Here is a 26,160-nt window from a genome sequence, read left to right as displayed (position 1 = left end):
TCTCGTTAGCGGGAGGCGAATTCTACAGCGTTACTCGCTGCTGTCAACACCTCTTTTACTCCGCTTTCGACCGAGAAGATCGAACCGTCAATCGAGCCACACAACACCGCTCAACCAACTCCTTCGGGGCTTCGATGATCTGAAGCAATCCGCTGTCGAAAACCGCATAACTCTTTGTTTACCAAGGAGTTTTCCGTTTCGACTGCGCCGGAAGTGGGGCGAATTATAGACTTCCAGAATCTGCCGTCAGCACTGATTTTGCTTTTCTATCAATAACTTGCAAAAGCCCGGAAAACAGCCCGACTCCCTCTATAAAACAAGCGCTTCTATATAGAAGGAATCCTTAAAGCACTCCAGCGTCCCTGAAAGCAGCCACCGCGCCAGCATCCAGACCCAACACCCGCTGCAATACCTCCAGCGTATGCTCCCCTAATAGAGGAGGCGCGTTGCGGTATTCCACAGGCGTCTCAGACAACCGGATCGGACTCGCCACCTGGGGAACCATTCCAGCCAATGCATGGGGCAGCTCTATAGCCAACCCACGCGCCTGAACCTGCGGATCAGCAAACACCTGCGCCAGATCATTGATCGGCCCACACGGCACACCCGCCTGCTCAAGCTGCACCACCCACTCAGCTGTAGTCTTGAACACCGTCGCCTGGCGAATCAGCGGAATCAGCACCGCCCGATTGGCAACCCGCAGCTTGTTGGTAGCAAAGCGCGGATCGTTTGCCCACTGCGGCTGACCCGCCACCTCGGCAAACTTGCGGAACTGCCCGTCATTACCCACGGTGAGGATGAAGTCGCCATCCGCCGTAGGAAAATCTTGATAAGGCACAATGTTCGGGTGCGCATTCCCAAGGCGCTTCGGCGCATTGCCGGTAGTCAGGTAGTTCATCGCCTGGTTCGCCAGACAAGCCACCTGCACATCCAGCAGCGCCATATCGATATGCTGGCCGCCACCGTCATGATCCCGATGCGCCAAGGCCGCCAGAATCGCTACCGTCGAATAGAGCCCGGTCAAAATATCCGTCAGCGCTACGCCGACTTTCACCGGCCCGGCGCCCTCATCACCTTCAGGTCGCCCCGTCAGGCTCATCAAGCCGCCCAACCCTTGGATCATGAAGTCATAACCTGCGCGTTTGGCGTAAGGCCCGGTCTGGCCAAACCCGGTGATCGAGCAATAGATCAGGTCCGGATTGATTGCCTTGAGCGACTCATAGTCCAAACCATAAGCCGCCAGGCCACCCACCTTGAAGTTCTCGATCAGGATGTCCGACTTCGCCGCCAGATCACGCACAAGCTTCTGGCCTTCAGGCCGTGTGAAGTCGATGGTTACCGATTGTTTGTTGCGATTGGCCGACAAGTAATAGGCAGCCTCGCTGGTGTTCTCGCCATAGGCGTCTTTAAGGAACGGAGGCCCCCAGGCGCGCGTGTCGTCACCGTTACCCGGGCGCTCGACCTTGATCACTTCAGCGCCAAGGTCCGCCAGGATCTGCCCGGACCAAGGCCCGGCCAGCACCCGCGATAAATCCAGTACCCGTAGATGCGAAAGCGCGCCCATGGCCGTTCTCCTATTAATAGAACGCCTGGATGCCGGTCTGCGCGCGACCGAGGATCAGCGCGTGCACATCATGCGTACCTTCGTAGGTGTTCACCACTTCCAGGTTGACCAGGTGGCGCGCAACGCCGAACTCATCGGAGATACCGTTACCACCCAGCATGTCGCGGGCCATGCGCGCGATATCCAGGGATTTGCCGCAGGAGTTGCGCTTCATCATCGAAGTGATCTCGACTGCAGCAGTACCTTCATCCTTCATACGGCCCAGACGCAGGCAACCTTGCAGGGCCATTGTGATTTCGGTCTGCATGTCGGCCAGTTTCTTCTGGATCAACTGAGTAGCCGCCAATGGGCGACCGAACTGCTGACGATCCAAGGTGTACTGGCGAGCGGTGTGCCAGCAGAACTCGGCAGCGCCCAGTGCGCCCCACGAGATGCCGTAACGCGCAGAGTTGAGGCAGGTAAACGGACCTTTCAGACCACGGACATCCGGGAAGATGTTCTCTTCAGGGACAAACACGTTGTCCATGACGATTTCGCCGGTGATGGACGCACGCAGGCCAACCTTGCCGTGAATCGCCGGGGCACTCAGGCCTTTCCAGCCCTTCTCCAATACGAAACCGCGGATGTCGCCGGCATCATCCTTACCCCAGACCACGAACACATCGGCGATCGGGCTGTTGGTGATCCACATTTTGCTGCCGGTCAGGCTGTAGCCGCCTTCCACTTTGCGTGCACGAGTAATCATCGCGCCCGGGTCGGAACCGTGGTTTGGCTCTGTCAGACCGAAGCAGCCGATCCATTCGCCAGTGGCCAGTTTTGGCAGGTACTTCTGCTTTTGCGCTTCGGTGCCGAATTCATTGATCGGCACCATGACCAGCGAGGACTGCACGCTCATCATCGAGCGATAGCCGGAATCGACACGCTCGACTTCACGGGCGATCAGGCCGTAGCTGACGTAGTTCAGGCCGCTGCCACCGTATTCCTCAGGAATAGTCGCACCCAACAGGCCCACTTCGCCCATTTCGCGGAAGATCGCCGGATCGGTCTTTTCATGGCGGAAAGCTTCGAGAACACGCGGCGCGAGCTTCTGCTGAGCGAACTGCTCGGCGGTGTCGCGGATCATGCGTTCTTCTTCGGTGAGCTGTTGATCCAGCAGCAGGGGATCGATCCAGTTGAAGCTAGCTTTACCGCCCATGAGTGTGTCCTCTCGAATCGGGTCAAATAACGTGGACTGATCCTAGGCCCGGTTCGCCGTCTCGGCAAACGAGGATTTCGCATACTGTTGTGCTAATTTCTCACTCCGAAACATCGCGAAAGGTCATTAATGCGATGTATTAGTGAGGTTCACGTACATGCGCAGGAAAATCCCCAGCACAACCGCGCTGATCAGCTTCGAAGCGGCAGCGCGTCATGAGAGCTTTACCAAGGCCGCACAGGAACTTTCCCTCACTCAGGGCGCGATTTGCCGACAGATCGCCAGCCTTGAGGAGTTTCTCAGCGTCGAACTGTTCCGACGTTCCCGGCGCGGCGTGAAGCTGACAGAAGCCGGGCTTTCCTACAGCCGTCGCGTGGCCACGCAACTCGACGCTGTTGAGCGGGACACGCTGTCGGTGATGGGCCAGCAAGGCACCAATGTCATCGAACTGGCGGTGGTGCCAACTTTCGGCACCCAGTGGCTGCTGCCGCGACTCAAGGATTTCCAGCACAAACACCCGGAAGTAACGGTCAACCTCACTAACCGCACACGGCCCTTCCTGTTTGCCGATACCGAATTTGATGCGGCGATCTACTTCGGCGATGCGGATTGGTCGGGTACCGAATCCCACAGGCTGATGGGAGAAAACCCGATGCCGGTGTGCAGCCCCGCCCTATTGGGCAAGAAGACAAATCTGACACCCGCTCACATCGCGGAATTGCCCCTGCTGCAGCAGACCACACGCCCGTACGCGTGGCGTCAGTGGTTCAATTCCCAGAACCTGAATATCCCTCGCGACATGACAGGCCCGCGTTACGAGCTATTCTCCATGCTCGCGCAGGCGGCCATGCACGACATGGGGATCGCGCTGATTCCGCCGTTTCTGATTCAGCGCGAATTGGCGGAGAAGCGCCTGGTGATTGCCAATCCCCAAGCCCTGTCGAGCATCAAGGCTTATTACCTGATGATTCCTGAGCGAAAGGTCGAATCGGCCTCTTTAAGGGCTTTTCGCGACTGGCTGGTGAATCAGGCGCATGGCTACAGCCTAGAAGGATAAAGGCTGCCGGCATTTAACTGACCTCGTAGTCAGCAAATCTAAAACACTACAGATATAAGTATTTGTCGCATATTCATAGACTGTACCGACATGCAGTACAAACGTCCCACAAGCGCCTGAAGTCGTGGCCTTGAGCCTCTATTTCGAGGCAATGACCCCTCATTCACGGCGCCGATGTGTAAATTATTGAAATTCGACCAGAATCCTTACAAGGCACGGCCTGCAAGGGATTGAACCGGCTAGTTGCGACATTCGGTCACGGGGTGACTTGTAGTTAATTTTCCGTCACCCGTCATAATCCCTTGAAGGGCACAAAGTTCGCCTGCAAAATGCCGCGCCCCGCCCTGATTTGGCGGGATCGTGCTGATCGGCCGCCCCAGCCGCACCATCCGAAGTGCCTGGGTTTACTCAATAAGATCACGCAGGAGATTTGACGTGCACATTGGTGTTCCTCTCGAAACCCAAACGGGTGAAACACGGGTTGCTGCAACCCCGGAAACCATCAAAAAGCTGATCGGCCAGGGTCATAAGGTCACTGTACAAAGCGGCGCCGGCGTTAAAGCCAGCGTTGTCGACAGTGCTTATGAAGCGGCAGGCGCAACCATTGGCAGCGCCAACGATGCATTTGGTGCCGAGCTGATTCTCAAGGTGGTCGCCCCCAGCGACAGCGAGCTGGCTCTGATCAAGAGCGGCACCATTGTCGTCGGCATGCTCAACCCGTTCAGCAATGAAACCATCGCCAAGCTGGCCGAGTGCGGCATTACCGCGTTCGCGCTGGAAGCCGCGCCGCGCACCTCCCGCGCTCAGAGCCTGGATGTGCTGTCCTCCCAAGCGAACATTGCCGGCTATAAAGCCGTGTTGCTGGCGGCTCACCACTATCCGCGCTTCATGCCGATGCTGATGACGGCGGCGGGCACCGTGAAAGCGGCGCGCGTGCTGATTCTCGGCGCTGGGGTTGCCGGTTTGCAGGCGATCGCCACGGCGAAACGCCTGGGTGCGGTGATCGAAGCGTCCGACGTGCGTCCTGCGGTAAAAGAGCAGATCGAATCCCTCGGCGCCAAGTTCGTCGACGTACCCTACGAGACCGATGAAGAGCGTGAATGCGCCGTCGGTGTCGGCGGTTACGCGCGCCCGATGCCCGCCAGCTGGATGCAGCGCCAGGCACTGGCCGTGCACGAACGCGCCAAGCAGGCCGACATCGTCATTACCACCGCACTGATCCCGGGCCGCAAGGCGCCGACGCTGTTGAGCGCGGAAACCGTGGCGCAGATGAAGCCAGGCTCGGTGGTCATCGACCTCGCCGCAGCCCAGGGCGGCAACTGCCCGCTGACCGTGGCCGACCAGGTCGTCGTCGAGAATGGCGTGACCATTTGCGGCCCGACCAACCTGGCCGGTGAAGTTGCTGCAGATGCTTCGGCGCTTTACGCCCGCAACTTGCTGGACTTCCTGAAGCTGGTCTTCAACAAAGAAGGCCAGTTCGAAGTGAACCTAGAAGACGACATCGTCGCCGCGTGCCTGATGTGCCGCGACGGCCAAGTCATCCGCAAAAACGCCTAAGCAGGGATTCAGACGATGGAAGAGCTTATCTCCCCCGGTATCTACAACCTGATCATCTTCGTGCTGGCGATTTATGTCGGTTATCACGTGGTCTGGAACGTTACACCTGCACTGCACACGCCTTTGATGGCGGTGACCAACGCAATCTCGGCGATCGTGATCGTCGGCGCCATGTTGGCAGCGGCTTTGACCGTGACGCCACTGGGCAAAACCATGGGCACCCTGGCGGTGGCTCTGGCGGCGGTCAACGTGTTTGGTGGCTTCCTGGTTACCCGCAGGATGCTTGAGATGTTCAAGAAAAAAGCCCCGAAAGTCGTAAAAGAAGAGGCGCCTAAGTAATGAGCATGAATCTTGTCACGACGCTCTACTTGATCGCGTCGATCTGCTTTATCCAGGCCCTCAAAGGCCTGTCGCACCCGACCACGTCGCGGCGCGGCAACGTGTACGGCATGCTCGGCATGGCGCTGGCGATCCTCACCACCGTCGGCCTCATCTATAAGTTGGGCGCTGAGCTCGCCACCGCTGGTATTGGCTACGTCATCGTCGGTTTGCTGGTCGGCGGCACTGCCGGTTCAATCATGGCCAAGCGCGTTGAAATGACCAAGATGCCGGAACTGGTCGCCTTCATGCACAGCATGATCGGTATGGCGGCGGTGTTCATTGCGATCGCTGCGGTGGTTGAGCCGCAATCGCTGGGTATCGTCAAGCAATTGGGTGATGCGATTCCTGCCGGTAACCGTCTGGAGCTGTTCCTCGGCGCGGCCATCGGTGCAATCACCTTCTCCGGTTCGGTGATCGCCTTCGGCAAGCTCTCGGGCAAGTACAAGTTCCGCCTGTTCCAGGGCGCACCGGTACAGTTCAGTGGCCAGCACAAACTGAACCTGTTGCTGGGCGTGGCGACACTGGCGCTGGGCATCACCTTCATGTTGACCGGCAATCTAAGTGCCTTCGCGCTGATGCTAGCCCTGGCCTTCGTGCTTGGCGTGCTGATCATCATTCCGATTGGTGGCGCGGACATGCCGGTCGTCGTGTCGATGCTCAACAGCTACTCCGGTTGGGCAGCGGCGGGCATCGGCTTCTCGCTGAACAACTCGATGCTGATCATTGCCGGTTCGCTGGTAGGTTCGTCTGGTGCGATCCTCTCGTACATCATGTGCAAGGCGATGAACCGTTCCTTCTTTAATGTGCTGCTCGGCGGTTTCGGCAACACAGCAGATGCGGCCGGCCCTGCTGGTTCAAAAGAAGTCCGCCCGGTGAAATCCGGTTCGGCTGACGACGCAACCTTCCTGCTGACCAACGCCGACACCGTGATCATCGTTCCGGGCTACGGTCTGGCGGTAGCACGGGCACAACACGCGCTCAAAGAACTGACCGAGAAGCTGACCCATCGCGGCGTGACCGTGAAGTACGCGATCCACCCGGTTGCCGGTCGGATGCCTGGCCACATGAACGTACTGCTGGCCGAGGCCGAAGTGCCTTACGACCAGGTGTTCGAGATGGAAGACATCAACTCCGAATTCGGTCAGGCCGACGTGGTGCTGGTGCTCGGCGCCAACGACGTGGTCAACCCGGCCGCCAAGAACGATCCGAAATCGCCGATTGCCGGCATGCCGATTCTCGAGGCGTTCAAGGCCAAGACCATCATCGTCAACAAGCGCTCGATGGCCAGCGGTTATGCCGGCCTGGACAACGAACTGTTCTACCTCGACAAAACCATGATGGTCTTCGGTGACGCTAAAAAGGTCATCGAAGACATGGTCAAAGCTGTCGAGTAAAACCTGCTCCAACGCAATACCCAAAACCTCAGCCTTTAGTAGGCTGGGGTTTTTTTATTCCCCGTGAAACCCGACCAAAGGCTCTAAATCAGGGCTCGGCATTCGACCATGGTAGCGGGACGGATTTTTTTCAAGTCACTAGACTGCACACCTTGCTTCCGTTGCCCGAGATAACAATCCATGTACCGTGATCGTATTCGCTTGCCTTCGTTGTTGGATAAGGTGATGAGCGCCGCTGACGCTGCCGCTCTGATTGAGGACGGCATGACCGTCGGCATGAGCGGTTTCACCCGCGCCGGCGAAGCCAAGGCTGTGCCGCACGCATTGGCCGAGCGCGCCAAAATCACTCCGCTGAAAATCACCTTGATGACCGGCGCGAGCCTGGGCAACGACCTCGATAAACAGCTGACCGAAGCCGGCGTCCTGTCGCGGCGCATGCCGTTCCAGGTCGACAGCACCCTGCGCAAGGCGATCAACGCCGGCGAAGTCATGTTCATCGACCAGCATTTGTCGGAAACCGTTGAGATGCTGCGCAACCAGCAACTCACACGACCGGACATCGCGGTGATTGAAGCCGTGGCGATTACCGAGCAGGGCCATATCGTGCCGACTACGTCGGTGGGCAACTCGGCCAGCTTCGCGATCTTCGCCAAGCACGTCATCGTCGAGATCAACATGGCGCATAACCCGAACCTCGAAGGGTTGCACGACATCTATATCCCGACCTACCGCCCGACCCGCACGCCGATTCCACTGGTGAAGGTCGACGATCGCATTGGCAGCACTGCCATCCCGATCCCGCCGGAGAAGATTGTTGCGATCGTGATCACCAACCAATCCGACTCGCCATCTACCGTGCTGCCACCGGACACTGACACCCAGGCCATCGCCGATCACCTGATCGACTTCTTCAAACAGGAAGTGGCTGCCGGGCGCATGACCAACAAGCTGGGGCCGTTGCAGGCCGGGATCGGCACCATCGCCAACTCGGTGATGTGTGGCTTGATCGACTCGCCGTTCGAAGACCTGACGATGTATTCGGAAGTGTTGCAGGATTCGACGTTCGACCTGATCGATGCCGGCAAGCTGAGTTTTGCCTCGGGCAGTTCGATCACTCTGTCGGCGCGGCGCAATGCTGATGTGTTCGGCAATCTGGAGCATTACAAAGACAAGCTTGTGTTGCGCCCTCAGGAAATATCCAACCATCCGGAAGTGGTGCGGCGCCTGGGCATCATCGGCATTAATACGGCGCTGGAGTTCGACCTGTACGGCAACGTCAACTCCACCCATGTCTGCGGCACGCGGATGATGAACGGCATTGGCGGTTCGGGTGACTTCGCGCGCAATGCGCACCTGTCGATCTTCGTCACCAAGTCGATCGCCAAGGGCGGCGCGATTTCCAGCGTGGTGCCGATGGTCAGCCACGTCGACCACACCGAGCATGACGTTGACATCCTGGTGACCGAGATCGGCCTGGCCGACCTGAGAGGCCTGGCGCCGCGGGAGCGAGCCCGGGTGGTCATCGACAACTGTGTGCACCCGGACTATCGCGAAGCCCTGAATAACTACTTCACAGCCGCCTGTGCCATTGGCGGACACACCCCGCACATCCTGCGTGATGCCCTGAGCTGGCACATCAACCTGGAAGAAACCGGGCGGATGCTGGCGGTCTGATCGACCCAAATAACAGCTGACGCAAACACAGTTGCGTCAGTTGCTACTCGCAACACCCTTTCCTGTCGAAAACTGTACTGCTGTACTGGTCTTTTCCTACCGTAATCTCCTACATTTCCGAGTCGATACGCCTAAAATGCACCTATTTAGTGCGGACAAGTACAGTTGCCTCAATTTCGACCAGTACACCCCCTATAAACAGTTAATTGATCCCTCACAATACAAGTGAACTGTATCTAGAGGGACTGGCTAAACAGGAGGATCATTGGCATCAGTTAAACCACTACCTAATCCCGCCACAAGCGGAAGGATGTCAACCATGGAACGTACACTCAGTTCCGAACTGTTCTTCGAAGATACCGCTGCAAAAACCCAGGCTTCCATGCCTCTTCGCGTTATCGCCAACCTGATGTTGTGGCAGCGCCGCATTACCAGCCGCCATCAACTGGCTCGTCTGGATTCGCGTCTGCTGGCTGATGCCGGGATTAGCGAAGCACAACGCTACGAAGAGCTGAGCAAGCCGTTCTGGCGCTAAGTAGCGTCGCTGGCTCTGACCTGTAGGGTCCACCGCCAGCAACCCGAATTGAACAAACAAGACCCGTCGTGGGAAACCACGACGGGTTTTGTCGTTTCAGAGTCCTTGAAAAGCCAAACCAGTACAGTTTTATTAAAAATGGAATAGACCAGTACACTGTCATTTCATCCATCTGCGCTGTTCCATTCCCTGCGCACCAGCCTAATATCCAATCAGAACGTGGCGAACGCCGTATGACAGGCGTCTGACCTTTCAGACACTGCGCCACCTCTCAATCGGTTTATCCAAAGGAGCTACCCCATGTCCCGTCTTCGTCTGCTGAGCGCTGCAGCCCTGCTCGCCGTGGCTGCCAACGCCAACGCCACCAGCTTTATCGTGACCACCGACGCCGTCGTTGGCGCGCTCAAATCCAGTTCCGACGCAACTTCCGATGTCTCCTCTTCGCTGCGCGACAACAAGATCGTGCGTGCCGCTCGTGATGACGCCGCCAGCTTCGTTGCCAGCAACGGCGATATTCGCGGCGTGAAACTGGAAAGCGCATTCGACGAGATCCGCCACCAGGCACCTCAGTTGAACGCGACTGACGCACAGTTGGCCCAAGCCATTCTGGCGATCTAAGCATCAGCGCAACGGCGGGACACGCCCATCGTGTCCCAATGTTTCGGCGCTGGCTCTAGTCCGGGCATTGCGCTAGCCTTGGGACTCGTTTCCAGCTATCGAGTCTCATGCGTTTTCTTTCGAATCTGTTGCTCACGCAAGCGATGTTCGTGGCCTGCTGGTCGGGATCGGCCCATGCCTTCGACGCTTTCAATCTCTCGACACAAGGCACTGTGGTCAGCGGTTATGCCACAAGCATGGTGACCTCCGCGCCCTTCGACCATAAACTGCTGATCGCCGCTCAGGATGACGCCGCGGCGTTCATTGCCAGTGACGGCCAACTGCGAGGAGCGCAACTGGAATCCGCCCTGGATTATCTGCGTCGGACCCAGCCAAAACTTCATGCCAGCGACCTTGAACTGGCACAGGCAATTCTCGTCCAATAGTTACCATCGTTCCTCCGGAGTCGTTCCATGCGTAGCCCGCTGATTGCTGCCACCCTTGGCCTGCTGTTGTTGGCCGACATGGCCCAGGCGCACACCCTGGTTGCCACCAGTAACATGATCATCCGTGCCACCCAGCGCACGCTTGATTTCACATCCGACACCACCACCTCCATTCGCGATTCGAAAATCGTCCGCGAAGCCCATGACGACGCCGCCAGTTTTGTCGCCAGCGATGGCGAGATTCGTGGTGCGCACCTGGAAGCGGCCATCAACACCTTGCGCACCCGCGTACCGGAAGCCCGCGACGCCAGTGATCAGGTTCTCGCCGAAGCCATCCTCGCACTGTGAGGCGGCTTAGTGCCTGGCTGCTGGCCGGGGTGGTGTTGCTGCTTGGCAACACCGCCCAGGCCGGCCTGCAATTACGCCTCAAGACCGACGGTCTGAGCCCCGCGCAAGTGCAGGCCAGCCAGGCGCTACTCGATGAAGCCATGCAGGCATTGCCGCCGCGCTTCGTCGAGCAACTGGATCGGCGCATCGATGTCGGCTGGACCGACGAAATGCCCAGCAACGCTTACGGCCAGGCGTCGCTGGTGTCCGAACTCGATCTGAATCGCAACTTGCTCGCCAGCCTCACCGATGGCAGCGCTGCGACCAAAAAGACCTACCGCCCCCACGGCACCGTGCGCCGGGAAATGCTGGCCACGGTCCTGCACGAACTCACCCATATTTATGATCGCTCGCGTCTGTGGCCAGATGCCGAGCGCACGCTGATCCAGCGCTGCACCCAACGCAACAGCAGCTCCGGGCTGATCGGCATCCCCGACCAGTGCCGCGGCCAGACCACACGACGCTTTACCCTCAGCGACGACCCACGCCTGCTGGACCTGGCCGGCTGGCCGCAATACGTCGGCCGGCGTGGCGAGCGCGAACAGCACAACCGGCAAGTCGCCCGCAGCCCGGACATCTACGAGACCACCAATCCCAAGGAATTCGTCGCGGTCAACATGGAGTATTTCCTCCTCGACCCGAGCTACGCCTGCCGACGTCCTGCGCTGTACCGCTACTACAAGGACCATTTCGGCTGGGCGCCCGCCGCCAAAGACACCTGCGCCAAGACCTTCGCGTTCCTGAATGCCGGCAACGACTTCGCCAAGACACCCTTGGGCCAGGTCGACCCGGAGCGGGTCTATGCCGTGGACTACCTGCTGGCCGAAGCCAACCAGAACTGGGTCAGCCGCTGGGGCCACAGCATGTTGCGTCTGGTGATTTGCGCGCCGGGCCGTCCACGTGGACCGGATTGTCGCTTGGATCTGGACCAACACCTGGTGCTGTCCTACCGCGCCTTCGTCGGCGACGTACAGCTATCGAGTTGGGACGGATTGGTCGGCAAATACCCATCGCGCCTGTTTGTCTTGCCGTTGGCCCAAGTCATCGATGAATACACCAAGACCGAACTGCGCAGCCTCGCCTCGGTGCCGTTAAACCTGTCGCGCACCGAAATCGAAGAAGTGGTGGAACACGCCGCGGAAATGCACTGGAGTTACGACGGCAACTACTTCTTCCTGTCCAACAACTGTGCGGTGGAAAGCCTGAAACTGCTGCGCAGCGGCAGCAACAATGCGCAACTGACCGGGCTGGACAGCATCATGCCCAACGGCTTGTTAGAAGTGCTCAAGGGTCGCGGACTGGCGGACACCAGCGTGCTGGACGATCCACGCGAGGCTCTGCGGCTGGGTTATCGCTTCGACTCCTTCCGCGATCGCTATCAAGCGATGTTCGAAGTGTTGAAGAAACACTTGCCGATCAAGCAGGCCACCGTCGAAGACTGGTTGTCATTGAGCGCTGAAGAACGGCGTAAATGGATCGATCAGGCTGATTTGCGCACCAGCGCGGCATTGCTGTTGCTGGAGCAGGCCAGTTTCCGTCGACAGCTACAGTTGGCCCAGGATGAAGTGAAGCAGCGCTATCTGGGCGCTCGTGAACTGAAGAACGGCGGCATGGACAAGGCCAACGCGACCTTGCAGCAGATTCTCGCCAACAGCGGCTTCCTCAGTCGCCCCGCCGAATTGCTCGGCTCAGGTGGTTATGGTTTGCCACAGCCGAGCGAGTCGGCGCGACTGGAGTCGGAAACCAGCCTGCGCCAGAAACAGCTGCAATCGCTGACCGGGGATCTGGATAAGGAAGTGCGAGCGTTGCTGGAACCGAGCCGTGCGGCGGAGATTGCAGCTAACGAAGCCAATTTGAAGCAGGTTGGCGAGCATTTGCGGGCGCTGCATAAAGCGGCGGGCGGGTTGGAGTTGCCTTGACATAAAAGCAAAAGATCGCAGCCTTCGGCAGCTCCTACATGGGAATACGTACCCCGTAGGAGCTGCCGAAGGCTGCGATCTTTTTTGTGGCACAGCGCGCAATGCGCTGTGCCGATGCAGTCCTTAATTCAACACGTTATCCAAAATCTCATAAACAATCCCGGTCCCCACGGCGATCAGCACGATATCGCTACCGGCCCGACGCCACTCGTAACCCTGATATTGCGGCAACCGGCCCAGCGCTCGGCCATCCAGGCGTTCGCCGTAATAACCGTGAGGCAATGGGCGACCACGCTCAAGTCGAATGCCTGGAGGCGGCGGCGCACCGCGTACGAAATAACCATGATTGTCACGAATGGTCTGGCGCACCGGGCCAAAATCGCGTGGCGGAGGGCCACCGCGATGGTTGTCCTGCGGGCCACGGTGATCGTCGCCACGATTGTCACCACGGTTATCGTGTTGGCCCTGCTGCGGGCCGCCGTGGTCGTGATCGTCGCGCTGGTCGGCGCTGGCGTGCAGCAACGGGGTCGCACTGAGCATCAGTACGCCCAGGCTGGCAATCAGACGTTTCGGCATTTTCATCGGGGGTTTCCTCACTGCACAAACAGCAAAAAGGGATTCAGAACGGTGTCCTGAATCCCTCGGTCTTGCTGTTTAGTGTGTGGGGCGAGGCGCTAATTCCTCTGTATCAAGAACTTTACCTTCAGCTGACCCGGGCCTTACGCACGCCCTCGGAAAGCGCGGCGCAAAGGCTCAGCACGCCGTCGATGGCCTGGTCCGGCGTCGAGGCATTGGCGATGTGATCGATCAGTGCCGAACCCACCACCACACCGTCTGCCAGACGCGCGATGGACGCCGCTTGCTCCGGAGTACGAATCCCGAAACCAATGCTGATCGGCAGGTCGGTGTGGCGACGCAAACGCGCAACCGCTTCCTCTACGTGTTCCAGCGTTGCCGCACCCGCACCGGTCACACCGGCAACGGACACGTAGTAGACGAAGCCGGAGCTGCCATTCAAAACGGTCGGCAGGCGCACATCATCGGTGGTCGGCGTGGTCAGGCGAATGAAGTCCAGGCCCGCGGCTTGAGCCGGATCGCACAGCTCGCCGTTATGTTCCGGCGGCAGATCCACAACGATCAGACCGTCAACGCCGGCCTCTTTGGCGTCGGCGATGAAGCGCGGCACGCCGTACATGTGGATCGGGTTGAAGTAACCCATCAGCACCAGCGGCGTCTCGGTGTTGCCTTCACGGAACTCGCGAACCATTTGCAGGGTTTTCGCCAGGTTCTGCTTGGCGCCCAAGGCGCGGATGTTGGCCAACTGGATCGCCGGGCCGTCGGCCATCGGGTCGGTGAAGGGCATGCCCAGCTCGATCACGTCGGCGCCAGCGCCCGGCAAGCCTTTGAGGATGGCGAGCGAGGTGTCATAGCTCGGGTCGCCGGCGGTGACGAAGGTCACCAGGGCGGCGCGGTTCTGTTCCTTGAGTTCGGCAAAGCGCGTTTGCAGGCGGCTCATCAGTGTTTCTCCTGCTTAGACTGCACTTGTTGGGAGTTTTCCATGTGGTGCATCACGGTTTGCATGTCTTTGTCGCCACGGCCGGACAGGTTGACCACCATCAGGTGATCCTTCGGCAGGTTCGGTGCGCGTTTGAACACTTCGGCCAGGGCGTGGGCGCTTTCCAGTGCAGGAATAATCCCTTCCAGGCGGCAGCATTTGTGGAACGCATCAAGGGCTTCGTCGTCGGTCACCGAGGTGTATTGGACGCGGCCGATGTCATGCAACCAGGCGTGTTCAGGGCCGATACCCGGGTAATCGAGGCCGGCGGAGATCGAATGCGCGTCGATGATCTGGCCGTCGTCGTCCTGCAACAGGAACGTGCGGTTGCCGTGCAACACACCCGGTACGCCGCCGTTCAGGCTGGCCGCATGTTTGCCGGTTTCGATACCGTAACCAGCCGCTTCGACACCGATGATTTCCACGCTCTTGTCGTCGAGGAACGGGTGGAACAAGCCCATCGCGTTAGAACCACCGCCGATGCACGCCACCAGGGAGTCCGGCAGGCGGCCTTCCTGATCTTGCAATTGGGTACGGGTTTCCTTGCCGATCACGGCCTGGAAGTCGCGAACCATGGCTGGATACGGATGCGGACCGGCGACGGTGCCGATCAGGTAGAAGGTGCTGTCGACGTTGGTCACCCAGTCACGCAGCGCTTCGTTCATTGCATCTTTCAGCGTGCCGGTGCCGGCCACTACCGGGATCACTTCAGCGCCCAGCAGCTTCATGCGGAACACGTTGGCCTGCTGACGCTCGATGTCAGTGGTGCCCATGTAGATCACGCAGTCCAGACCGAAACGTGCGGCCACGGTGGCGGTCGCCACGCCGTGCATGCCAGCGCCGGTCTCGGCGATGATGCGTTTCTTACCCATGCGCCGCGCCAGCAGGATCTGGCCGATGCAGTTGTTGATCTTGTGCGCGCCGGTGTGGTTCAGCTCTTCGCGCTTGAGGTAAATCTTCGCGCCGCCGCAGAATTCGGTCAGACGCTCAGCGTAATAAAGCGGACTTGGACGACCGACATAGTCGCGCTGGAAGTAGGCCAATTCTTCTTTGAATGCCGGATCTTCCTTGGCCAATTCGTATTCACGGGCCAGGTCGAGGATCAACGGCATCAGGGTTTCGGCGACGTAACGGCCGCCGAACGAGCCAAACAGGCCGTTGGCATCGGGGCCGTTGCGCAGATTAGTCTGGGTCATGGGTCGCTCCAGTTGGATTCGTGTGATGACAATGACGCTCACTCTACCCCTGACGTTGCACCCTGAAAACCGATAAGATCGCCGAAACCTGTCAGGAAAACTCACAGATCCCATGAGCCACGACCTCCCCCCGCTGAACGCCCTTCGCGCTTTCGAAGCCACTGCCCGCCTGAACAGCGTCAGTCAGGCTGCTGAACAGCTGCACGTCACCCATGGCGCGGTCAGCCGGCAACTCAAGGTGCTTGAAGAACACCTTGGCGTTGCCCTGTTCATCAAGGACGGACGTGGCCTTAAACTCACAGATGCCGGGATTCGTTTACGCGATGCCAGTGCCGAGGCCTTCGAGCGATTGCGCACCGTTTGCGCCGAACTGACCCAAAGCACCGCCGATGCGCCCTTCGTACTTGGTTGCTCGGGGAGTTTGTTGGCGCGCTGGTTTATTCCGCGCCTCGGGCGGCTGAATGCGGACCTGCCGGACCTGCGCCTGCACCTTTCGGCCGGAGAAGGTGATCTCGATCCGCGCCGCCCGGGACTGGACGCCTTGCTGGTGTTTGCCGAACCGCCGTGGCCAGCGGACATGCAAGTCTATGAACTGGCCAGCGAACGTATCGGCCCGGTCATGAGCCCACGCTTCGCCGGTTTCGAAAGACTGCAACAGGCGCCGGCCAGCGCACTATTGACCGAACCACTGCTGCACACCACCTCACGCCCGCAAGCCTGGCCAAGTTGGGCACAGCAAAGCGGCCTCGACGCCAAGGCGTTGAAGTACGGTCAGGGTTTCGAGCATTTGTATTATTTGCTGGAAGCGGCGGTGGCAGGGCTGGGTGTGGCGATTGCCCCTGAGCCGCTGGTGGCCGAGGATTTGAAGGCCGGCCGCCTGGTCGCGCCGTGGGGTTTCAGTGAAACCCCGGCGCAACTGGCGTTGTGGCTACCCAAGCGCGCCGCGGACGGGCGCGCTCGGCAGTTGGCGCAGTGGCTCAAGAATGAGCTGCGCCAAGCGGATTAGTCGCCGCGTTTGCACAACAGGTAAGCCGCGAGCAGACCCAGTGCACCAACGGCGACACCGGCTGTAGTCCAAGGGTGTTCCTGGGCGTAGTCCCGGGTTGCGATCCCGGTTTCGCGGGTTTTCACTTTGACTTCTTCGTAGGCATCGCTCAGCAGGTGGCGAGAATGTTTCAGCGCGTTCTCGGCATTGCTTTTCAGGGCCTTGAGGGTTTTACGCGACTCGTCCGAGGCGTCGTCCTTCAGGTTTTCCAGCGACTTGAGAAGACTCTCGATCTCGGCTTCCATGCTTTGCAATGAGGCTTTACGTAAAGAGGTGTTGGCCATGGTGGCTCTCCTTCATTGGTGATGAGTAGCGTGTGTTGGTTGGGACTTCAGGGGTTTGAGAAAGTGCAGTAAATCTGAACTTTGCTGTGGGAATAGCCGACAGAAGTAATACGAAAAATCACTGCTAGGCTGTATTTCATACCCCAAGGAGAACGCTATGACTGATCACCACACCTACAAGAAAGTCGAGCTGGTCGGCTCGTCCCCTACCAGCATCGAAGATGCGATCAACAACGCGCTGGCCGAAGCCAGCAAAAGCCTCAAGCATCTGGAATGGTTCGAAGTGACCGAGACCCGCGGCCACATCAAGGACGGCAAGGCAGCCCATTTCCAGGTGACCTTGAAAGTCGGGTTCCGGATTGCCAGCAGCTGAGTTTGAGCTAGTCTTCTGAACTTGCGCGCTGGCCGAGTGCCATAGGGAATGGCAAAGCGCTACATGTGTGCACCCGGCTGCTTGCCGGGTGCCCCTATTGATCCGACCAGGGAATGCGACCGATGAAGAAGTTTATTTTGGCAGTAGGTTTGTTGAGCCTTGCAGGAACGGCCTTTGCTGACGGCAAGTCGTGTGAAGAGCTGAAAGCGGAAATTGCCGCGAAACTGGACGCCAAGGGCGTTGCCGGTTATTCGCTGGAAATCGCCGATAAAGGCGCGGAAGCTGGCGGCAAAGTCGTCGGTACCTGTGAGAAAGGCACCAAAGTCATCGTCTACACCAAGTAGGCTGATTCCTGCTCAAATGAAAAAGCCGACGCATTGGCGTCGGCTTTTTTGTGCCCGCGAATTACGCGTCAGCCCTTCATGACCTGCGCCAGCAACTCGTAGGAATGTATGCGATCGGCGTGTTCGTACAGGTCGCTGGTAAAGATCAACTCGTCAGCCTGGGTCTGCTCGATCAGCACTTCCAGCTTGGCGCGGATTTTCTGCGGGCTGCCGACCATCGCCAGACCAAGGAAATCGCCCACCGCTTCTTTCTCGTGCGGCAACCACAGGCCATCCATGGTTTTCACTGGTGGACGTTGCACCAGGCTCTGGCCGCGCATCAACGCCAGGATGCGTTGGTAGACCGAGGTCGCCAGATAATCGGCCTGTTCGTCGGTGTCGGCCGCCACCAATGGCACGCCGAGCATCACGTAGGGCTTGTCCAAAACCGCCGACGGCTTGAAGTGATTGCGATAGACGCGAATCGCCTCATGCATGAAACGCGGTGCGAAATGCGAGGCGAAGGCGTAGGGCAAACCGCGTTCACCCGCCAGTTGCGCACTGAACAGGCTCGAACCCAACAACCACACCGGGACATTGGTACCGGTGCCGGGCATCGCGATGATCCGTTGATCCGGCGTGCGCGGGCCGAGGTAGCGCACCAGCTCTGCAACGTCTTCGGGGAAGTCATCAGCACTGCCGGAGCGTTCACGGCGCAGCGCGCGGGCGGTCATCTGATCGGAACCCGGCGCACGGCCGAGGCCCAGGTCGATACGGCCGGGGTACAGGCTTTCCAGAGTACCGAACTGTTCGGCGATCACCAACGGCGCGTGGTTGGGCAGCATCACACCACCGGAACCGACGCGAATCGTCGAAGTGCCGCCGGCCAGATAACCGAGCAACACCGAGGTCGCGGAACTGGCGATGCCGTCCATGTTGTGGTGTTCAGCCACCCAAAAGCGGGTGTAGCCGAATTTTTCGACGTGCTGCGCCAGGTCCAGGGAATTGCGCAGCGACTGGGCTGCGCTGCCGTTCTCCCGCACGGGCACCAAGTCGAGGGTGGAGTACTTGATTTCGGACAATCGTTTCATAAACCTGCTTCTCCAATGGGCCGCAGGTTTTTTTCACGAGTGAAAACCTGCCGAGTCTAAAAGCGTTACCTATGCAATGAGGGCATATACCCGAGTTTCAATAGCAGAGACGAATTTGCTTACCAGATAAGCGGTTTGATCCGACAAGGTGAACTTTGCCAAGTCTTCTATCCTCAGAACCCTTAGCAACCGAAAACCACGAAGGCGCGACATTCCGCGCCGGATCTTGAGGAGGCAGACATGGCTATCACGAAGAAAGCATCGGCTCATTGGGAAGGTGACCTGAAAACCGGCATCGGTTCGATTTCCACGGAAACCGGTGTTCTCAGAGAAGCACCCTATGGCTTCAAGGCCCGTTTCGAAGGCGGCAAAGGCACCAATCCGGAAGAGCTGATCGGCGCAGCCCACGCGGGTTGTTTCTCCATGGCGTTCTCGATGATCCTCGGCGATGCGGGCCTCAAGGCTGACAGCATCGATACCAATGCCGAAGTTACGCTGGATCAGGTCGACGGTGGTTTTGCGATTACCGCGGTGAAACTGATTCTCAAGGCAAAAATCCCCGGGGCGACCCAGGCGCAGTTTGAAGAGCTGAGCAACAAGGCCAAAGAAGGCTGCCCGGTGTCCAAGGTGCTGAATGCCAAGATCAGCCTGGATGCTACGTTGATTAGCTGATCTTGATATGGCTTTGAATCGGCGCTGATTGCACTGGCGCCTTCGCGAGCAAGCCCGCTCCCACATTTGGAATGCATTTCAAATGTGGGAGCGGGCTTGCTCGCGAAGGTGACCTCATAAACGACACAACTCCACGGCTGAAACGGTAGGTTGTGACTGATATCAGAACTCCCCTCGCAAAACTGTGGTCGAATAAATGACAGCAGCTTCAGCGCATAGACATGCGCGCTGCCTCAAGGGAGCTTCACCATGAAACGTTTTGCCTTGGCGATTATCTGTTGCGCGCTGGCCACTTCGGCACTGGCCGCGACCAAAGACTGCGAAGAACTCAAGAATGAGATCGAGATCAAGATTCAGGCCAACGCGGTGCCTTCCTACACCCTGGAAATCGTCACCAAGGAAGAAGCCGCCAAGCACGACGTAGCGATGATCGTTGGTACTTGCGAAAACGGCACCAAAGCCATCATCTACCAAAAGAACGATCGTTGATCCGACTCAGATGATGCAGAGGACCTCCCGGTCTTCAGCCACGATCTCCCGCTTGGCGTTGTACAGCCGGGCGCTGGGGGTAAAGGCCAGGGAGCGACCTTCCAGCGTGTAACGCTGGCCGGCTTCGAACTGGTCGTAGCGAATGGTCAGGTAGCACAGCCGCTCCGAAGAGTCGTTCAAGAACCCCGATCCACCCGTGAACACTTCAAAGTCGAAGCGCACCTTCAGCTCATGGCTGCCGGGAGTAACCTGAAAGAAGCGCCCGTCTGTCAGTCGCTGGTTATCCAGGCGCTCAGCCATCATCAACTTGCCACCGGGGGTCGGTGTCGACATGTCGACCCAGGCCATCTGCGGGTCGACGGCCGGCAGCGGACTCAGGCAACCGGAAAGAGCGCTCGCCCCGAGCAACAGCAATAACCTGCGCATGATGAATGTCCCGATGATTGGTCATTCAGCATAACGCCGATCACGTGCGTTGGCAGCCTGCGGGTGTGGCTTGCCCAATGACTTTTCGCTGCTGGTCGTAGAGTTTTGCCCACGGCCGGAAACCGATATTCCCCGCTTGCAGCTGATAACGCTGACCGGCGTTGAAGTCCTTGAATTTCACACTGAGCTGGCAATCACGCCACAACGGCTCGGAATCAGGGCCGATATTGGTGGGTTCGACGGCGAACTGGTAACGAACCTTCAATTCATGGCTACCAGGTTGCACTTCAAAGAAGCGCTTGTCGGTGGCGGCCTTGTCATCGACCTTCAACGCTTGCAACGCCGAATCTTCCTGCTTTGAAGCCAGGTCGATCCACGCCTGGGACGGGTCAGGATCGGGCATTCCGAATCCGGCACAACCGGCCAGCGTCAACAGGCCTCCTGTCAGCATCAACTTGCGCATAGCGGAGCTCCAGTGTGGCGGGATAGTCTTGTGGGCAGACTTTCCAGGGATGTTTTTTATTGTGATCAGGCCGTTTTCAAGCCTTGGGTTACTTGATCGCGTTTTGCGCGTTTTGTTTCCGGGTGTGTTGTTTTTGTTGCTCAACGGTTGCGCCAGCGTCAGCTACTACAGCCAGTTGGCCAATGGTCAGCTGCAATTGCTGCGGGCCCGAGAGCCGGTGACCAAGGTGATTGCCGATCCCCAACGCGATCCGAAACTGCGTGCGCACCTGACCCAGTCGCAAAAGGCCCGGGTGTTTGCCAGCCAGCAGTTGCACCTGCCGGATAACCAGAGCTATCGCCTGTACGCCGACATTGGCCGGCCCTATGTAGTCTGGAATGTCTTTGTCACGCCGGAATTTTCCCTGAAGCCGCAAAACCATTGCTTCCCCATCGCCGGTTGCGTCGCCTATCGCGGTTACTACAGCCAGAGCGCGGCCCGTGGCGAAGCAGCGTTGCAGCGACTGCAAGGCATGGACGTGTCGATCGGCGGGGTCGAGGCCTACTCGACGCTGGGCTGGTTCAACGACCCGATCATCAGCTCGATGATGAATTGGGGCGATGAGCGACTGGCGACGCTGATCTTTCATGAACTGGCGCATCAACGTTTTTATGTGAAGGACGACACCGAGTTCAACGAATCCTTTGCCACGTTCGTCGAGCAGGAAGGCACCCGGCAATGGCGCGCCAGCCGTGGGCTTGCCCCGGAAAACGGCGCGACGCTGCAACAACGCGATCAGCTCACTCAACTGGTTCTGGACACCCGCACACGCCTTGAACGCCTGTACGCCCAACCCCTGCCGGTCGAGCAGATGCGCCAGCGCAAAGCCGAAGAATTCGAACGAATGCGCAGCGACTATCGGGCGATGCGTGACAGCCAATGGAACGGGGACAAACGCTATGACGCGTGGATCAACGCACCATTGAACAATGCCAAGCTGCTGCCGTTTGGTTTGTACGACCAATGGGTACCGGCGTTTGCGGCGTTGTTCAAGCAGGTTGGTGGGGATTGGGTGAGGTTTTATGCCGAGGTGGAGAAGCTGGGCGGGTTGTCGGTTGTTGAGCGCAAGGCGGCGTTGAAAGAGTTGGCAGAGTCGTAGATTAGCGGTGGCTGATCCGGCCTCTTCGCGGGCAAGCCTCGCTCCTACAAATGAATGAAACCTGTAGGAGCGAGGCTTGCCCGCGAAGGCGTCGTTAATGTCACAACCAAATCGCATCCCACAACGGGTAATCCCCAGCCTTCGAGACCAATCCCGCACGTATAGGGTTGCAAACGATATATCGAGCAACTGCCTGCAAATCCTCTTCCTTGCGAATGGCGCGATCATGATAGCCATGCTGCCAAACCGGCCCCTGGCGCCCTATCGCGCGATTTAGCGTCACAGCGATGCGTGATTTGGTCCGAGCCATCAATGTGGGCAGTTGAGTGTTCTGCAACTCGATGAGCCAATGGAAATGATCGGGCATGACGACCCAGGCTAATGACGTCGCGAACCCTTCTCGCTCAGCCGTTCTAAAGGCGTCTATCACCAAACGCCCGCACTTGAAGTCATGAAACAACGGCTCTCGATTGAGAATTACGGCCGTCAGTAGATAAATCTGCCCGGACTCCGAATGTCGTCCAGCGCGTAATCGACGGGCATGTTTGAGCTCTGGCAATGCTGATCCTCCTTGATCGTGGCCTGAGCCTCGAAGGCTAGAACGATAAGAAGGGATTGGAGTGAAAACAGTTGCTCAGGATGTGTCTGGGAGGACGCCTTCGCGGGCAAGCCTCGCTCCTACAGTCCACGTGATCTGTAGGAGCGAGGCTTGCCCGCGAAAGAGCTTTATCTAACGCTGCAAAAACGCCTGATGCATCTCTTCCAGCGTTTCGAAGTGATACGCCGGTGCTTCGGCGCTCAGTTCTTCGCGGCTGCCGAAGCCGTACCCCACGGCCGCTGCGTCCAGGCTGTTGCTCCGGGCGCCGATCAAGTCGTGTTTGCGATCGCCGATCATCAGGGTGCTGGCCGGGTCCAGGCCTTCTTCGGCGATCAAATGGGCAATCAGCTCGACCTTGTTGGTCCGCGTGCCGTCCAGTTCGCTGCCGTAAATCACTTTGAAGTGTTTGGCGAAGTCGAAGTGGCGGGCGATCTCGCGGGCGAATACCCAGGGTTTGGAGGTGGCGATATACAGCTGTCGTCCTTGCCCGCTCAGGGTTTCCAGCAGCGGTGTCACGCCTTCAAACACGCGGTTTTCATACAGGCCGGTAACTTTGAAACGCTCACGATAGAAATTCACCGCTTCCCAGGCCTTGGGTTCGTCGAACCCGTAGAACTGCATGAACGCCTGCAACAGCGGTGGGCCGATGAAGTGCTCCAGTTTGGTCAGGTCGGGCTCATCGATGCCCAGTTTGGCCAAGGCAAATTGAATCGAGCGGGTAATGCCCTCGCGTGGGTCGGTCAGGGTGCCATCGAGGTCGAACAAAACAGTTTGGTAATGCATGAAAATTCCTGGGCTAGAGTGAGACGCTTCAGACCTTGTCGTAGCCTTCGGCCAGATGCAGGTCCTTGAGCTTCACGTAGTTCGCCGCGCTGTAGGTGAAAAAGGCGTTTTCCTTGTCAGTCAGTGGCCGGATCTGTTTCACCGGGCTGCCGACATACAGGAAACCGCTTTCCAGACGCTTGCCCGGCGGCACCAGGCTGCCGGCGCCGATGATCACATCGTCTTCGACCACCGCACCGTCCATGACGATGCTGCCCATGCCGATCAACACTCGGCTGCCCACCGAACAACCGTGCAGCATGACCTTGTGCGCGATGGTCACGTCATCACCGATCAAGCACGGAAAGCCATCGGGATTGAACGGCCCGGCGTGGGTGATGTGCAGCACGCAGCCATCCTGGACGCTGGTGCGCGCACCGACGCGGATGCGGTGCATGTCGCCGCGGATCACTGTCAGCGGCCAGACGGAGCTGTCTTCGCCGATTTCTACGTCGCCGATTACCACCGCCGAACCGTCGACAAAAGCGCCTTTGCCCAGTAGCGGCGTGTGGTTCAGATACTTGCGAAGGGACACGATAGGTTCTCTCTCTGTCGCTGATAGCTGCGGTGAGTGTCGATTGTAATTAAGATGGGGCAATGTTTCTTCCAGCCAAGGTGCCAACCGTGAGCGTGAACAACCCTCTTTTGCAGTCCTACGACCTGCCGCCGTTCTCGGCGATCCGTGCCGAACACGTGCAACCGGCGATTGAACAGATCCTGGCTGACAACCGCGCCGCCATTATCGAGATCCTCAAAACCCAGGGCAAACAACCGACCTGGGCCGGCCTGGTGCTGGCGATGGACGAACTCAATGATCGCCTGGGCGCGGCCTGGAGCCCGGTCAGCCACTTGAACGCCGTGTGCAACAGCGCTGAATTGCGTGAAGCCTACGAGTCCTGCCTGCCGGCCTTGAGCGCCTACTCCACCGAGATGGGCCAGAACCGCGAACTGTTCCAGGCTTTCGAAGCCCTGGCCAACAGCCCGGAAGCGGCCGGTTTCGATGTGGCGCAAAAAACTATCCTGGAACACGCCCTGCGTGACTTCCGCCTGTCGGGTATCGACCTGCCGGAAGCCGAACAGAAGCGTTACGCCGAAGTGCAGAGCAAGCTCTCGGAACTGGGCAGCCGCTTCTCCAACCAGTTGCTCGACGCGACTCAAGCCTGGACCAAGCACGTCACCGACGAAGCGACCCTCGCCGGCCTGACCGATTCGGCCAAGGCGCAAATGGCTGCCGCAGCACAGGCCAAAGGTCTGGAAGGTTTCCTGATTACCCTGGAATTCCCGAGCTACTACGCGGTGATGACCTACGCCCAGGACCGCGCCCTGCGCGAAGAAGTCTACGCCGCCTACTGCACCCGTGCATCGGACCAAGGCCCGAATGCCGGTCAGAACGACAACAGCCCGGTGATGGAAGAAATCCTCGACCTGCGTCAGGAACTGGCCAAGCTGCTGGGTTTCGCCAGCTTTTCGGAACTGAGTCTGGCCACCAAAATGGCCGAATCCAGCGATCAGGTTCTAAGTTTCCTACGTGACCTGGCCAAGCGCAGCAAACCGTTTGCCGCTCAGGACCTGGAACAGCTCAAGGCCTACGCCGCCGAACAAGGCTGCCCGGACCTGCAAAGCTGGGACAGCGGTTTCTACGGTGAAAAACTCCGTGAACAGCGCTACAGCGTTGCCCAGGAAGCACTGCGCGCCTACTTCCCGATCGACAAAGTGCTGGGCGGCCTGTTCGCCATCGTTCAGCGCCTGTACGGCATCGAGATCGCCGAGCAGCAAGGCTTCGACACCTGGCACCCGGATGTTCGCCTGTTCGAAATCAAGGAAAACGGCCAGCACGTCGGCCGCTTCTTCTTCGACCTTTATGCCCGCGCCAACAAGCGCGGCGGTGCGTGGATGGACGGCGCCCGTGACCGTCGTCGCAATGCCGCAGGTGCGCTGCAAAGCCCGGTGGCCAATCTGGTGTGCAACTTCACCCCGGCGGACAGCGGCAAGCCTGCGCTGCTGACCCACGATGAAGTCACCACTCTGTTCCACGAATTCGGCCATGGCCTGCATCACCTGCTGACCCGCGTCGAGCATGCCGGCGTATCCGGCATCAACGGCGTGGCGTGGGATGCGGTCGAGTTGCCAAGCCAGTTCATGGAAAACTGGTGCTGGGAGCCTGAAGGCCTGGCGCTGATTTCCGGTCACTACGAAACCGGCGAACCACTGCCGCAAGACCTGTTGGGCAAAATGCTCGCGGCGAAGAACTTCCAGTCCGGCCTGATGATGGTGCGCCAACTGGAGTTTTCGCTGTTCGACTTCGAACTGCACGCCACTCACGGCGACGGTCGTAGCGTGTTGCAAGTGCTTGAAGGCGTGCGCGACGAGGTGTCGGTCATGCGTCCGCCGGCTTACAACCGCTTCCCGAACAGCTTCGCGCACATCTTTGCCGGCGGTTACGCGGCGGGTTACTACAGCTACAAGTGGGCTGAAGTGCTGTCGGCCGATGCCTTCTCGAAGTTCGAAGAAGACGGCGTGCTCAATGCCGAAACCGGTCGCGCGTTCCGCGAAGCGATCCTGGCGCGCGGCGGTTCTCAGGAACCGATGGTGCTGTTCGTCGACTTCCGTGGCCGTGCGCCAACGATTGACGCACTCTTGCGCCACAGCGGCCTGAGTGAGGACGCGGCAGCATGAGCGAGGGGCCTGTGATCACGAAAAAACGCTTTATCGCCGGGGCGGTCTGCCCGGCGTGCAGCGAGCCGGACAAATTGATGATGTGGAACGAAGACGAGGTCCCGCACCGTGAGTGCGTGGCCTGCGGTTATTCCGACACGCTCAATGAACAAGGTTTATCGGTGCCCAAGGAATTGGGCACGCGGGTCAACGTTTCGGCACTGAAAGCGCCGGACGCCAAGGTTCAGGCAGTGCAATTCTTCCCGAACCCGAAGCTGAAGAAAAAGCCTGACGAGCAACATTGAGTGATCCCCATGTGGGAGC

At 58.9% G+C, this 26,160-nt stretch carries 30 protein-coding genes; 18 read left to right on the top strand and 12 right to left on the bottom strand.

Annotation, left to right across the window (positions count from 1 at the left end):
* Positions 1-343 precede the first annotated feature (343 nt).
* Both LOY68_RS00590 and LOY68_RS00585 read right to left on the bottom strand, forming a co-directional pair.
* The gene (locus LOY68_RS00590) at positions 344-1,564 is read right to left on the bottom strand and encodes a CaiB/BaiF CoA transferase family protein (protein WP_265042408.1); all 1,221 of its coding nucleotides are present in this window, start codon (positions 1,562-1,564) and stop codon (positions 344-346) included.
* A gap of 13 nt (positions 1,565-1,577) precedes the next feature.
* Positions 1,578-2,759: an acyl-CoA dehydrogenase gene (locus LOY68_RS00585; RefSeq protein ID WP_163910462.1), complete on the bottom strand. Its 1,182-nt coding sequence runs from the start codon at positions 2,757-2,759 to the stop codon at positions 1,578-1,580.
* A gap of 157 nt (positions 2,760-2,916) precedes the next feature.
* Between LOY68_RS00585 and LOY68_RS00580 the strand changes: the two genes are divergently transcribed.
* The 10 genes from LOY68_RS00580 to LOY68_RS00535 all read left to right on the top strand — a co-directional run bounded on the left by LOY68_RS00580 (position 2,917) and on the right by LOY68_RS00535 (position 12,706).
* Positions 2,917-3,816, top strand: a complete 900-nt coding sequence (locus LOY68_RS00580) for a LysR family transcriptional regulator (protein ID WP_054617216.1) — start codon at positions 2,917-2,919, stop codon at positions 3,814-3,816.
* A 435-nt stretch (positions 3,817-4,251) separates the two neighbouring features.
* Positions 4,252-5,373 carry a Re/Si-specific NAD(P)(+) transhydrogenase subunit alpha gene (locus LOY68_RS00575; protein WP_265042407.1) on the top strand — a complete coding sequence of 374 codons (1,122 nt, stop codon included), beginning with the start codon at positions 4,252-4,254 and terminating at the stop codon, positions 5,371-5,373.
* A gap of 15 nt (positions 5,374-5,388) precedes the next feature.
* Positions 5,389-5,712: an NAD(P) transhydrogenase subunit alpha gene (locus tag LOY68_RS00570; protein WP_007947884.1), complete on the top strand. Its 324-nt coding sequence runs from the start codon at positions 5,389-5,391 to the stop codon at positions 5,710-5,712.
* Positions 5,712-7,148, top strand: a complete 1,437-nt coding sequence (locus tag LOY68_RS00565) for an NAD(P)(+) transhydrogenase (Re/Si-specific) subunit beta (RefSeq protein WP_265042406.1) — start codon at positions 5,712-5,714, stop codon at positions 7,146-7,148. Before LOY68_RS00570 ends, LOY68_RS00565 begins: the two co-directional genes overlap by 1 nt.
* A 180-nt stretch (positions 7,149-7,328) precedes the next feature.
* Positions 7,329-8,822, top strand: a complete 1,494-nt coding sequence (locus tag LOY68_RS00560; RefSeq protein ID WP_054047914.1) for an acetyl-CoA hydrolase/transferase family protein — start codon at positions 7,329-7,331, stop codon at positions 8,820-8,822.
* Between the two features lie 319 nt (positions 8,823-9,141).
* Positions 9,142-9,357, top strand: coding sequence for a DUF1127 domain-containing protein (locus tag LOY68_RS00555; protein WP_030129620.1), 216 nt, complete (start codon positions 9,142-9,144; stop codon positions 9,355-9,357).
* Positions 9,358-9,657: 300 nt separating this feature from the next.
* The gene (locus LOY68_RS00550) at positions 9,658-9,975 is read left to right on the top strand and encodes a DUF2388 domain-containing protein (RefSeq protein WP_054047916.1); all 318 of its coding nucleotides are present in this window, start codon (positions 9,658-9,660) and stop codon (positions 9,973-9,975) included.
* Between the two features lie 107 nt (positions 9,976-10,082).
* Positions 10,083-10,400 carry a DUF2388 domain-containing protein gene (locus LOY68_RS00545; protein WP_163910464.1) on the top strand — a complete coding sequence of 106 codons (318 nt, stop codon included), beginning with the start codon at positions 10,083-10,085 and terminating at the stop codon, positions 10,398-10,400.
* Between the two features lie 27 nt (positions 10,401-10,427).
* Entirely contained in the window at positions 10,428-10,748 is a 321-nt protein-coding gene (locus LOY68_RS00540) for a DUF2388 domain-containing protein (protein WP_265042405.1), read from the top strand.
* Positions 10,745-12,706 (top strand): DUF4105 domain-containing protein, encoded by a 1,962-nt coding sequence (locus LOY68_RS00535; protein ID WP_265042404.1) that lies wholly within the window; start codon positions 10,745-10,747, stop codon positions 12,704-12,706. Before LOY68_RS00540 ends, LOY68_RS00535 begins: the two co-directional genes overlap by 4 nt.
* A 123-nt stretch (positions 12,707-12,829) precedes the next feature.
* Here the strand turns inward: LOY68_RS00535 and LOY68_RS00530 are convergent, their stop codons facing one another.
* The 3 genes from LOY68_RS00530 to trpB form a co-directional block, all read right to left on the bottom strand.
* The gene (locus tag LOY68_RS00530) at positions 12,830-13,288 is read right to left on the bottom strand and encodes an RcnB family protein (RefSeq protein ID WP_265042403.1); all 459 of its coding nucleotides are present in this window, start codon (positions 13,286-13,288) and stop codon (positions 12,830-12,832) included.
* A gap of 121 nt (positions 13,289-13,409) precedes the next feature.
* A complete protein-coding gene (trpA, locus tag LOY68_RS00525) occupies positions 13,410-14,222 on the bottom strand; it encodes a tryptophan synthase subunit alpha (RefSeq protein WP_133835136.1) in 813 nt (270 codons plus the stop codon).
* Positions 14,222-15,457 (bottom strand): tryptophan synthase subunit beta, encoded by a 1,236-nt coding sequence (gene trpB / locus LOY68_RS00520; RefSeq protein WP_265042402.1) that lies wholly within the window; start codon positions 15,455-15,457, stop codon positions 14,222-14,224. Before trpB ends, trpA begins: the two co-directional genes overlap by 1 nt.
* A 112-nt stretch (positions 15,458-15,569) precedes the next feature.
* Between trpB and LOY68_RS00515 the strand changes: the two genes are divergently transcribed.
* Positions 15,570-16,463, top strand: a complete 894-nt coding sequence (locus tag LOY68_RS00515; protein WP_054617210.1) for a LysR family transcriptional regulator — start codon at positions 15,570-15,572, stop codon at positions 16,461-16,463.
* Here the strand turns inward: LOY68_RS00515 and LOY68_RS00510 are convergent.
* Complete coding sequence (locus tag LOY68_RS00510) at positions 16,460-16,786, bottom strand: DUF883 family protein (protein ID WP_054047930.1); 327 nt, start codon at positions 16,784-16,786, stop codon at positions 16,460-16,462. The two genes, LOY68_RS00515 and LOY68_RS00510, sit on opposite strands and share 4 nt — an antisense overlap.
* 157 nt (positions 16,787-16,943) lie before the next feature.
* Here LOY68_RS00510 and LOY68_RS00505 point away from each other — a divergent pair, with 157 nt between their 5' ends.
* Both LOY68_RS00505 and LOY68_RS00500 read left to right on the top strand, forming a co-directional pair.
* Positions 16,944-17,159 carry a dodecin gene (locus tag LOY68_RS00505; RefSeq protein WP_054047931.1) on the top strand — a complete coding sequence of 72 codons (216 nt, stop codon included), beginning with the start codon at positions 16,944-16,946 and terminating at the stop codon, positions 17,157-17,159.
* Between the two features lie 122 nt (positions 17,160-17,281).
* Positions 17,282-17,503 carry a DUF1161 domain-containing protein gene (locus LOY68_RS00500; RefSeq protein ID WP_163910467.1) on the top strand — a complete coding sequence of 74 codons (222 nt, stop codon included), beginning with the start codon at positions 17,282-17,284 and terminating at the stop codon, positions 17,501-17,503.
* Between the two features lie 68 nt (positions 17,504-17,571).
* On the opposite strand, the gene LOY68_RS00495 is transcribed toward LOY68_RS00500, so the two are convergent.
* Complete coding sequence (locus tag LOY68_RS00495) at positions 17,572-18,573, bottom strand: LLM class flavin-dependent oxidoreductase (protein WP_163910468.1); 1,002 nt, start codon at positions 18,571-18,573, stop codon at positions 17,572-17,574.
* Positions 18,574-18,813: 240 nt separating this feature from the next.
* Between LOY68_RS00495 and LOY68_RS00490 the strand changes: the two genes are divergently transcribed.
* Both LOY68_RS00490 and LOY68_RS00485 read left to right on the top strand, forming a co-directional pair.
* A complete protein-coding gene (locus LOY68_RS00490) occupies positions 18,814-19,245 on the top strand; it encodes an OsmC family protein (protein WP_046044847.1) in 432 nt (143 codons plus the stop codon).
* Positions 19,246-19,494: 249 nt separating this feature from the next.
* Positions 19,495-19,734 carry a DUF1161 domain-containing protein gene (locus LOY68_RS00485; protein ID WP_054617208.1) on the top strand — a complete coding sequence of 80 codons (240 nt, stop codon included), beginning with the start codon at positions 19,495-19,497 and terminating at the stop codon, positions 19,732-19,734.
* A gap of 6 nt (positions 19,735-19,740) precedes the next feature.
* On the opposite strand, the gene LOY68_RS00480 is transcribed toward LOY68_RS00485, so the two are convergent.
* Together LOY68_RS00480 and LOY68_RS00475 are read right to left on the bottom strand one after the other, a co-directional pair.
* Positions 19,741-20,160, bottom strand: coding sequence for a hypothetical protein (locus LOY68_RS00480; protein ID WP_163910469.1), 420 nt, complete (start codon positions 20,158-20,160; stop codon positions 19,741-19,743).
* A 40-nt stretch (positions 20,161-20,200) separates the two neighbouring features.
* Positions 20,201-20,623: a hypothetical protein gene (locus LOY68_RS00475; protein ID WP_054047941.1), complete on the bottom strand. Its 423-nt coding sequence runs from the start codon at positions 20,621-20,623 to the stop codon at positions 20,201-20,203.
* 61 nt (positions 20,624-20,684) lie between these two features.
* On the opposite strand from LOY68_RS00475, the gene LOY68_RS00470 reads away from it, so the two are divergent.
* Positions 20,685-21,761 carry an aminopeptidase gene (locus LOY68_RS00470; protein WP_265042401.1) on the top strand — a complete coding sequence of 359 codons (1,077 nt, stop codon included), beginning with the start codon at positions 20,685-20,687 and terminating at the stop codon, positions 21,759-21,761.
* Positions 21,762-21,861: 100 nt separating this feature from the next.
* Here the strand turns inward: LOY68_RS00470 and LOY68_RS00465 are convergent, their stop codons facing one another.
* The 3 genes from LOY68_RS00465 to LOY68_RS00455 all read right to left on the bottom strand — a co-directional run bounded on the left by LOY68_RS00465 (position 21,862) and on the right by LOY68_RS00455 (position 23,716).
* The gene (locus tag LOY68_RS00465) at positions 21,862-22,320 is read right to left on the bottom strand and encodes an REP-associated tyrosine transposase (RefSeq protein ID WP_265042400.1); all 459 of its coding nucleotides are present in this window, start codon (positions 22,318-22,320) and stop codon (positions 21,862-21,864) included.
* A 171-nt stretch (positions 22,321-22,491) separates the two neighbouring features.
* Positions 22,492-23,142, bottom strand: coding sequence for an HAD family hydrolase (locus LOY68_RS00460; protein WP_265042399.1), 651 nt, complete (start codon positions 23,140-23,142; stop codon positions 22,492-22,494).
* Positions 23,143-23,170: 28 nt separating this feature from the next.
* Positions 23,171-23,716: a gamma carbonic anhydrase family protein gene (locus tag LOY68_RS00455; RefSeq protein WP_265042398.1), complete on the bottom strand. Its 546-nt coding sequence runs from the start codon at positions 23,714-23,716 to the stop codon at positions 23,171-23,173.
* Positions 23,717-23,778: 62 nt separating this feature from the next.
* On the opposite strand from LOY68_RS00455, the gene prlC reads away from it, so the two are divergent.
* Positions 23,779-25,857 carry an oligopeptidase A gene (prlC, locus tag LOY68_RS00450; protein WP_265042397.1) on the top strand — a complete coding sequence of 693 codons (2,079 nt, stop codon included), beginning with the start codon at positions 23,779-23,781 and terminating at the stop codon, positions 25,855-25,857.
* Positions 25,854-26,141 (top strand): YheV family putative zinc ribbon protein, encoded by a 288-nt coding sequence (locus tag LOY68_RS00445; protein WP_054047949.1) that lies wholly within the window; start codon positions 25,854-25,856, stop codon positions 26,139-26,141. The genes prlC and LOY68_RS00445 overlap by 4 nt, the downstream gene beginning before the upstream one ends.
* Positions 26,142-26,160 lie beyond the last annotated feature (19 nt).

This window comes from Pseudomonas sp. B21-053 (assembly GCF_026016365.1).
Classification (GTDB): Bacteria; Pseudomonadota; Gammaproteobacteria; order Pseudomonadales; family Pseudomonadaceae; genus Aquipseudomonas; species Aquipseudomonas nunensis.
The sequence above is the reverse complement of the archived record's forward strand: the minus strand, read 5'-3'. Positions and strand labels throughout refer to the sequence as shown.

Excerpts from the sequence above, each read along its gene's own strand:
- LOY68_RS00590 (WP_265042408.1), bottom strand. The coding sequence starts at position 1,564 with ATGGGCGCGCTTTCGCATCTACGGGTACTGGATTTATCGCGGGTGCTG.
- LOY68_RS00585 (WP_163910462.1), bottom strand. The coding sequence starts at position 2,759 with ATGGGCGGTAAAGCTAGCTTCAACTGGATCGATCCCCTGCTGCTGGAT.
- LOY68_RS00580 (WP_054617216.1), top strand. The coding sequence starts at position 2,917 with ATGCGCAGGAAAATCCCCAGCACAACCGCGCTGATCAGCTTCGAAGCG.
- LOY68_RS00570 (WP_007947884.1), top strand. The coding sequence starts at position 5,389 with ATGGAAGAGCTTATCTCCCCCGGTATCTACAACCTGATCATCTTCGTG.
- LOY68_RS00565 (WP_265042406.1), top strand. The coding sequence starts at position 5,712 with ATGAGCATGAATCTTGTCACGACGCTCTACTTGATCGCGTCGATCTGC.
- LOY68_RS00560 (WP_054047914.1), top strand. The coding sequence starts at position 7,329 with ATGTACCGTGATCGTATTCGCTTGCCTTCGTTGTTGGATAAGGTGATG.
- LOY68_RS00555 (WP_030129620.1), top strand. The coding sequence starts at position 9,142 with ATGGAACGTACACTCAGTTCCGAACTGTTCTTCGAAGATACCGCTGCA.
- LOY68_RS00550 (WP_054047916.1), top strand. The coding sequence starts at position 9,658 with ATGTCCCGTCTTCGTCTGCTGAGCGCTGCAGCCCTGCTCGCCGTGGCT.
- LOY68_RS00545 (WP_163910464.1), top strand. The coding sequence starts at position 10,083 with ATGCGTTTTCTTTCGAATCTGTTGCTCACGCAAGCGATGTTCGTGGCC.
- LOY68_RS00540 (WP_265042405.1), top strand. The coding sequence starts at position 10,428 with ATGCGTAGCCCGCTGATTGCTGCCACCCTTGGCCTGCTGTTGTTGGCC.
- LOY68_RS00530 (WP_265042403.1), bottom strand. The coding sequence starts at position 13,288 with ATGAAAATGCCGAAACGTCTGATTGCCAGCCTGGGCGTACTGATGCTC.
- trpA (WP_133835136.1), bottom strand. The coding sequence starts at position 14,222 with ATGAGCCGCCTGCAAACGCGCTTTGCCGAACTCAAGGAACAGAACCGC.
- trpB (WP_265042402.1), bottom strand. The coding sequence starts at position 15,457 with ATGACCCAGACTAATCTGCGCAACGGCCCCGATGCCAACGGCCTGTTT.
- LOY68_RS00515 (WP_054617210.1), top strand. The coding sequence starts at position 15,570 with ATGAGCCACGACCTCCCCCCGCTGAACGCCCTTCGCGCTTTCGAAGCC.
- LOY68_RS00510 (WP_054047930.1), bottom strand. The coding sequence starts at position 16,786 with ATGGCCAACACCTCTTTACGTAAAGCCTCATTGCAAAGCATGGAAGCC.
- LOY68_RS00505 (WP_054047931.1), top strand. The coding sequence starts at position 16,944 with ATGACTGATCACCACACCTACAAGAAAGTCGAGCTGGTCGGCTCGTCC.
- LOY68_RS00500 (WP_163910467.1), top strand. The coding sequence starts at position 17,282 with ATGAAGAAGTTTATTTTGGCAGTAGGTTTGTTGAGCCTTGCAGGAACG.
- LOY68_RS00495 (WP_163910468.1), bottom strand. The coding sequence starts at position 18,573 with ATGAAACGATTGTCCGAAATCAAGTACTCCACCCTCGACTTGGTGCCC.
- LOY68_RS00490 (WP_046044847.1), top strand. The coding sequence starts at position 18,814 with ATGGCTATCACGAAGAAAGCATCGGCTCATTGGGAAGGTGACCTGAAA.
- LOY68_RS00485 (WP_054617208.1), top strand. The coding sequence starts at position 19,495 with ATGAAACGTTTTGCCTTGGCGATTATCTGTTGCGCGCTGGCCACTTCG.
- LOY68_RS00480 (WP_163910469.1), bottom strand. The coding sequence starts at position 20,160 with ATGCGCAGGTTATTGCTGTTGCTCGGGGCGAGCGCTCTTTCCGGTTGC.
- LOY68_RS00475 (WP_054047941.1), bottom strand. The coding sequence starts at position 20,623 with ATGCGCAAGTTGATGCTGACAGGAGGCCTGTTGACGCTGGCCGGTTGT.
- LOY68_RS00460 (WP_265042399.1), bottom strand. The coding sequence starts at position 23,142 with ATGCATTACCAAACTGTTTTGTTCGACCTCGATGGCACCCTGACCGAC.
- prlC (WP_265042397.1), top strand. The coding sequence starts at position 23,779 with ATGTTTCTTCCAGCCAAGGTGCCAACCGTGAGCGTGAACAACCCTCTT.
- LOY68_RS00445 (WP_054047949.1), top strand. The coding sequence starts at position 25,854 with ATGAGCGAGGGGCCTGTGATCACGAAAAAACGCTTTATCGCCGGGGCG.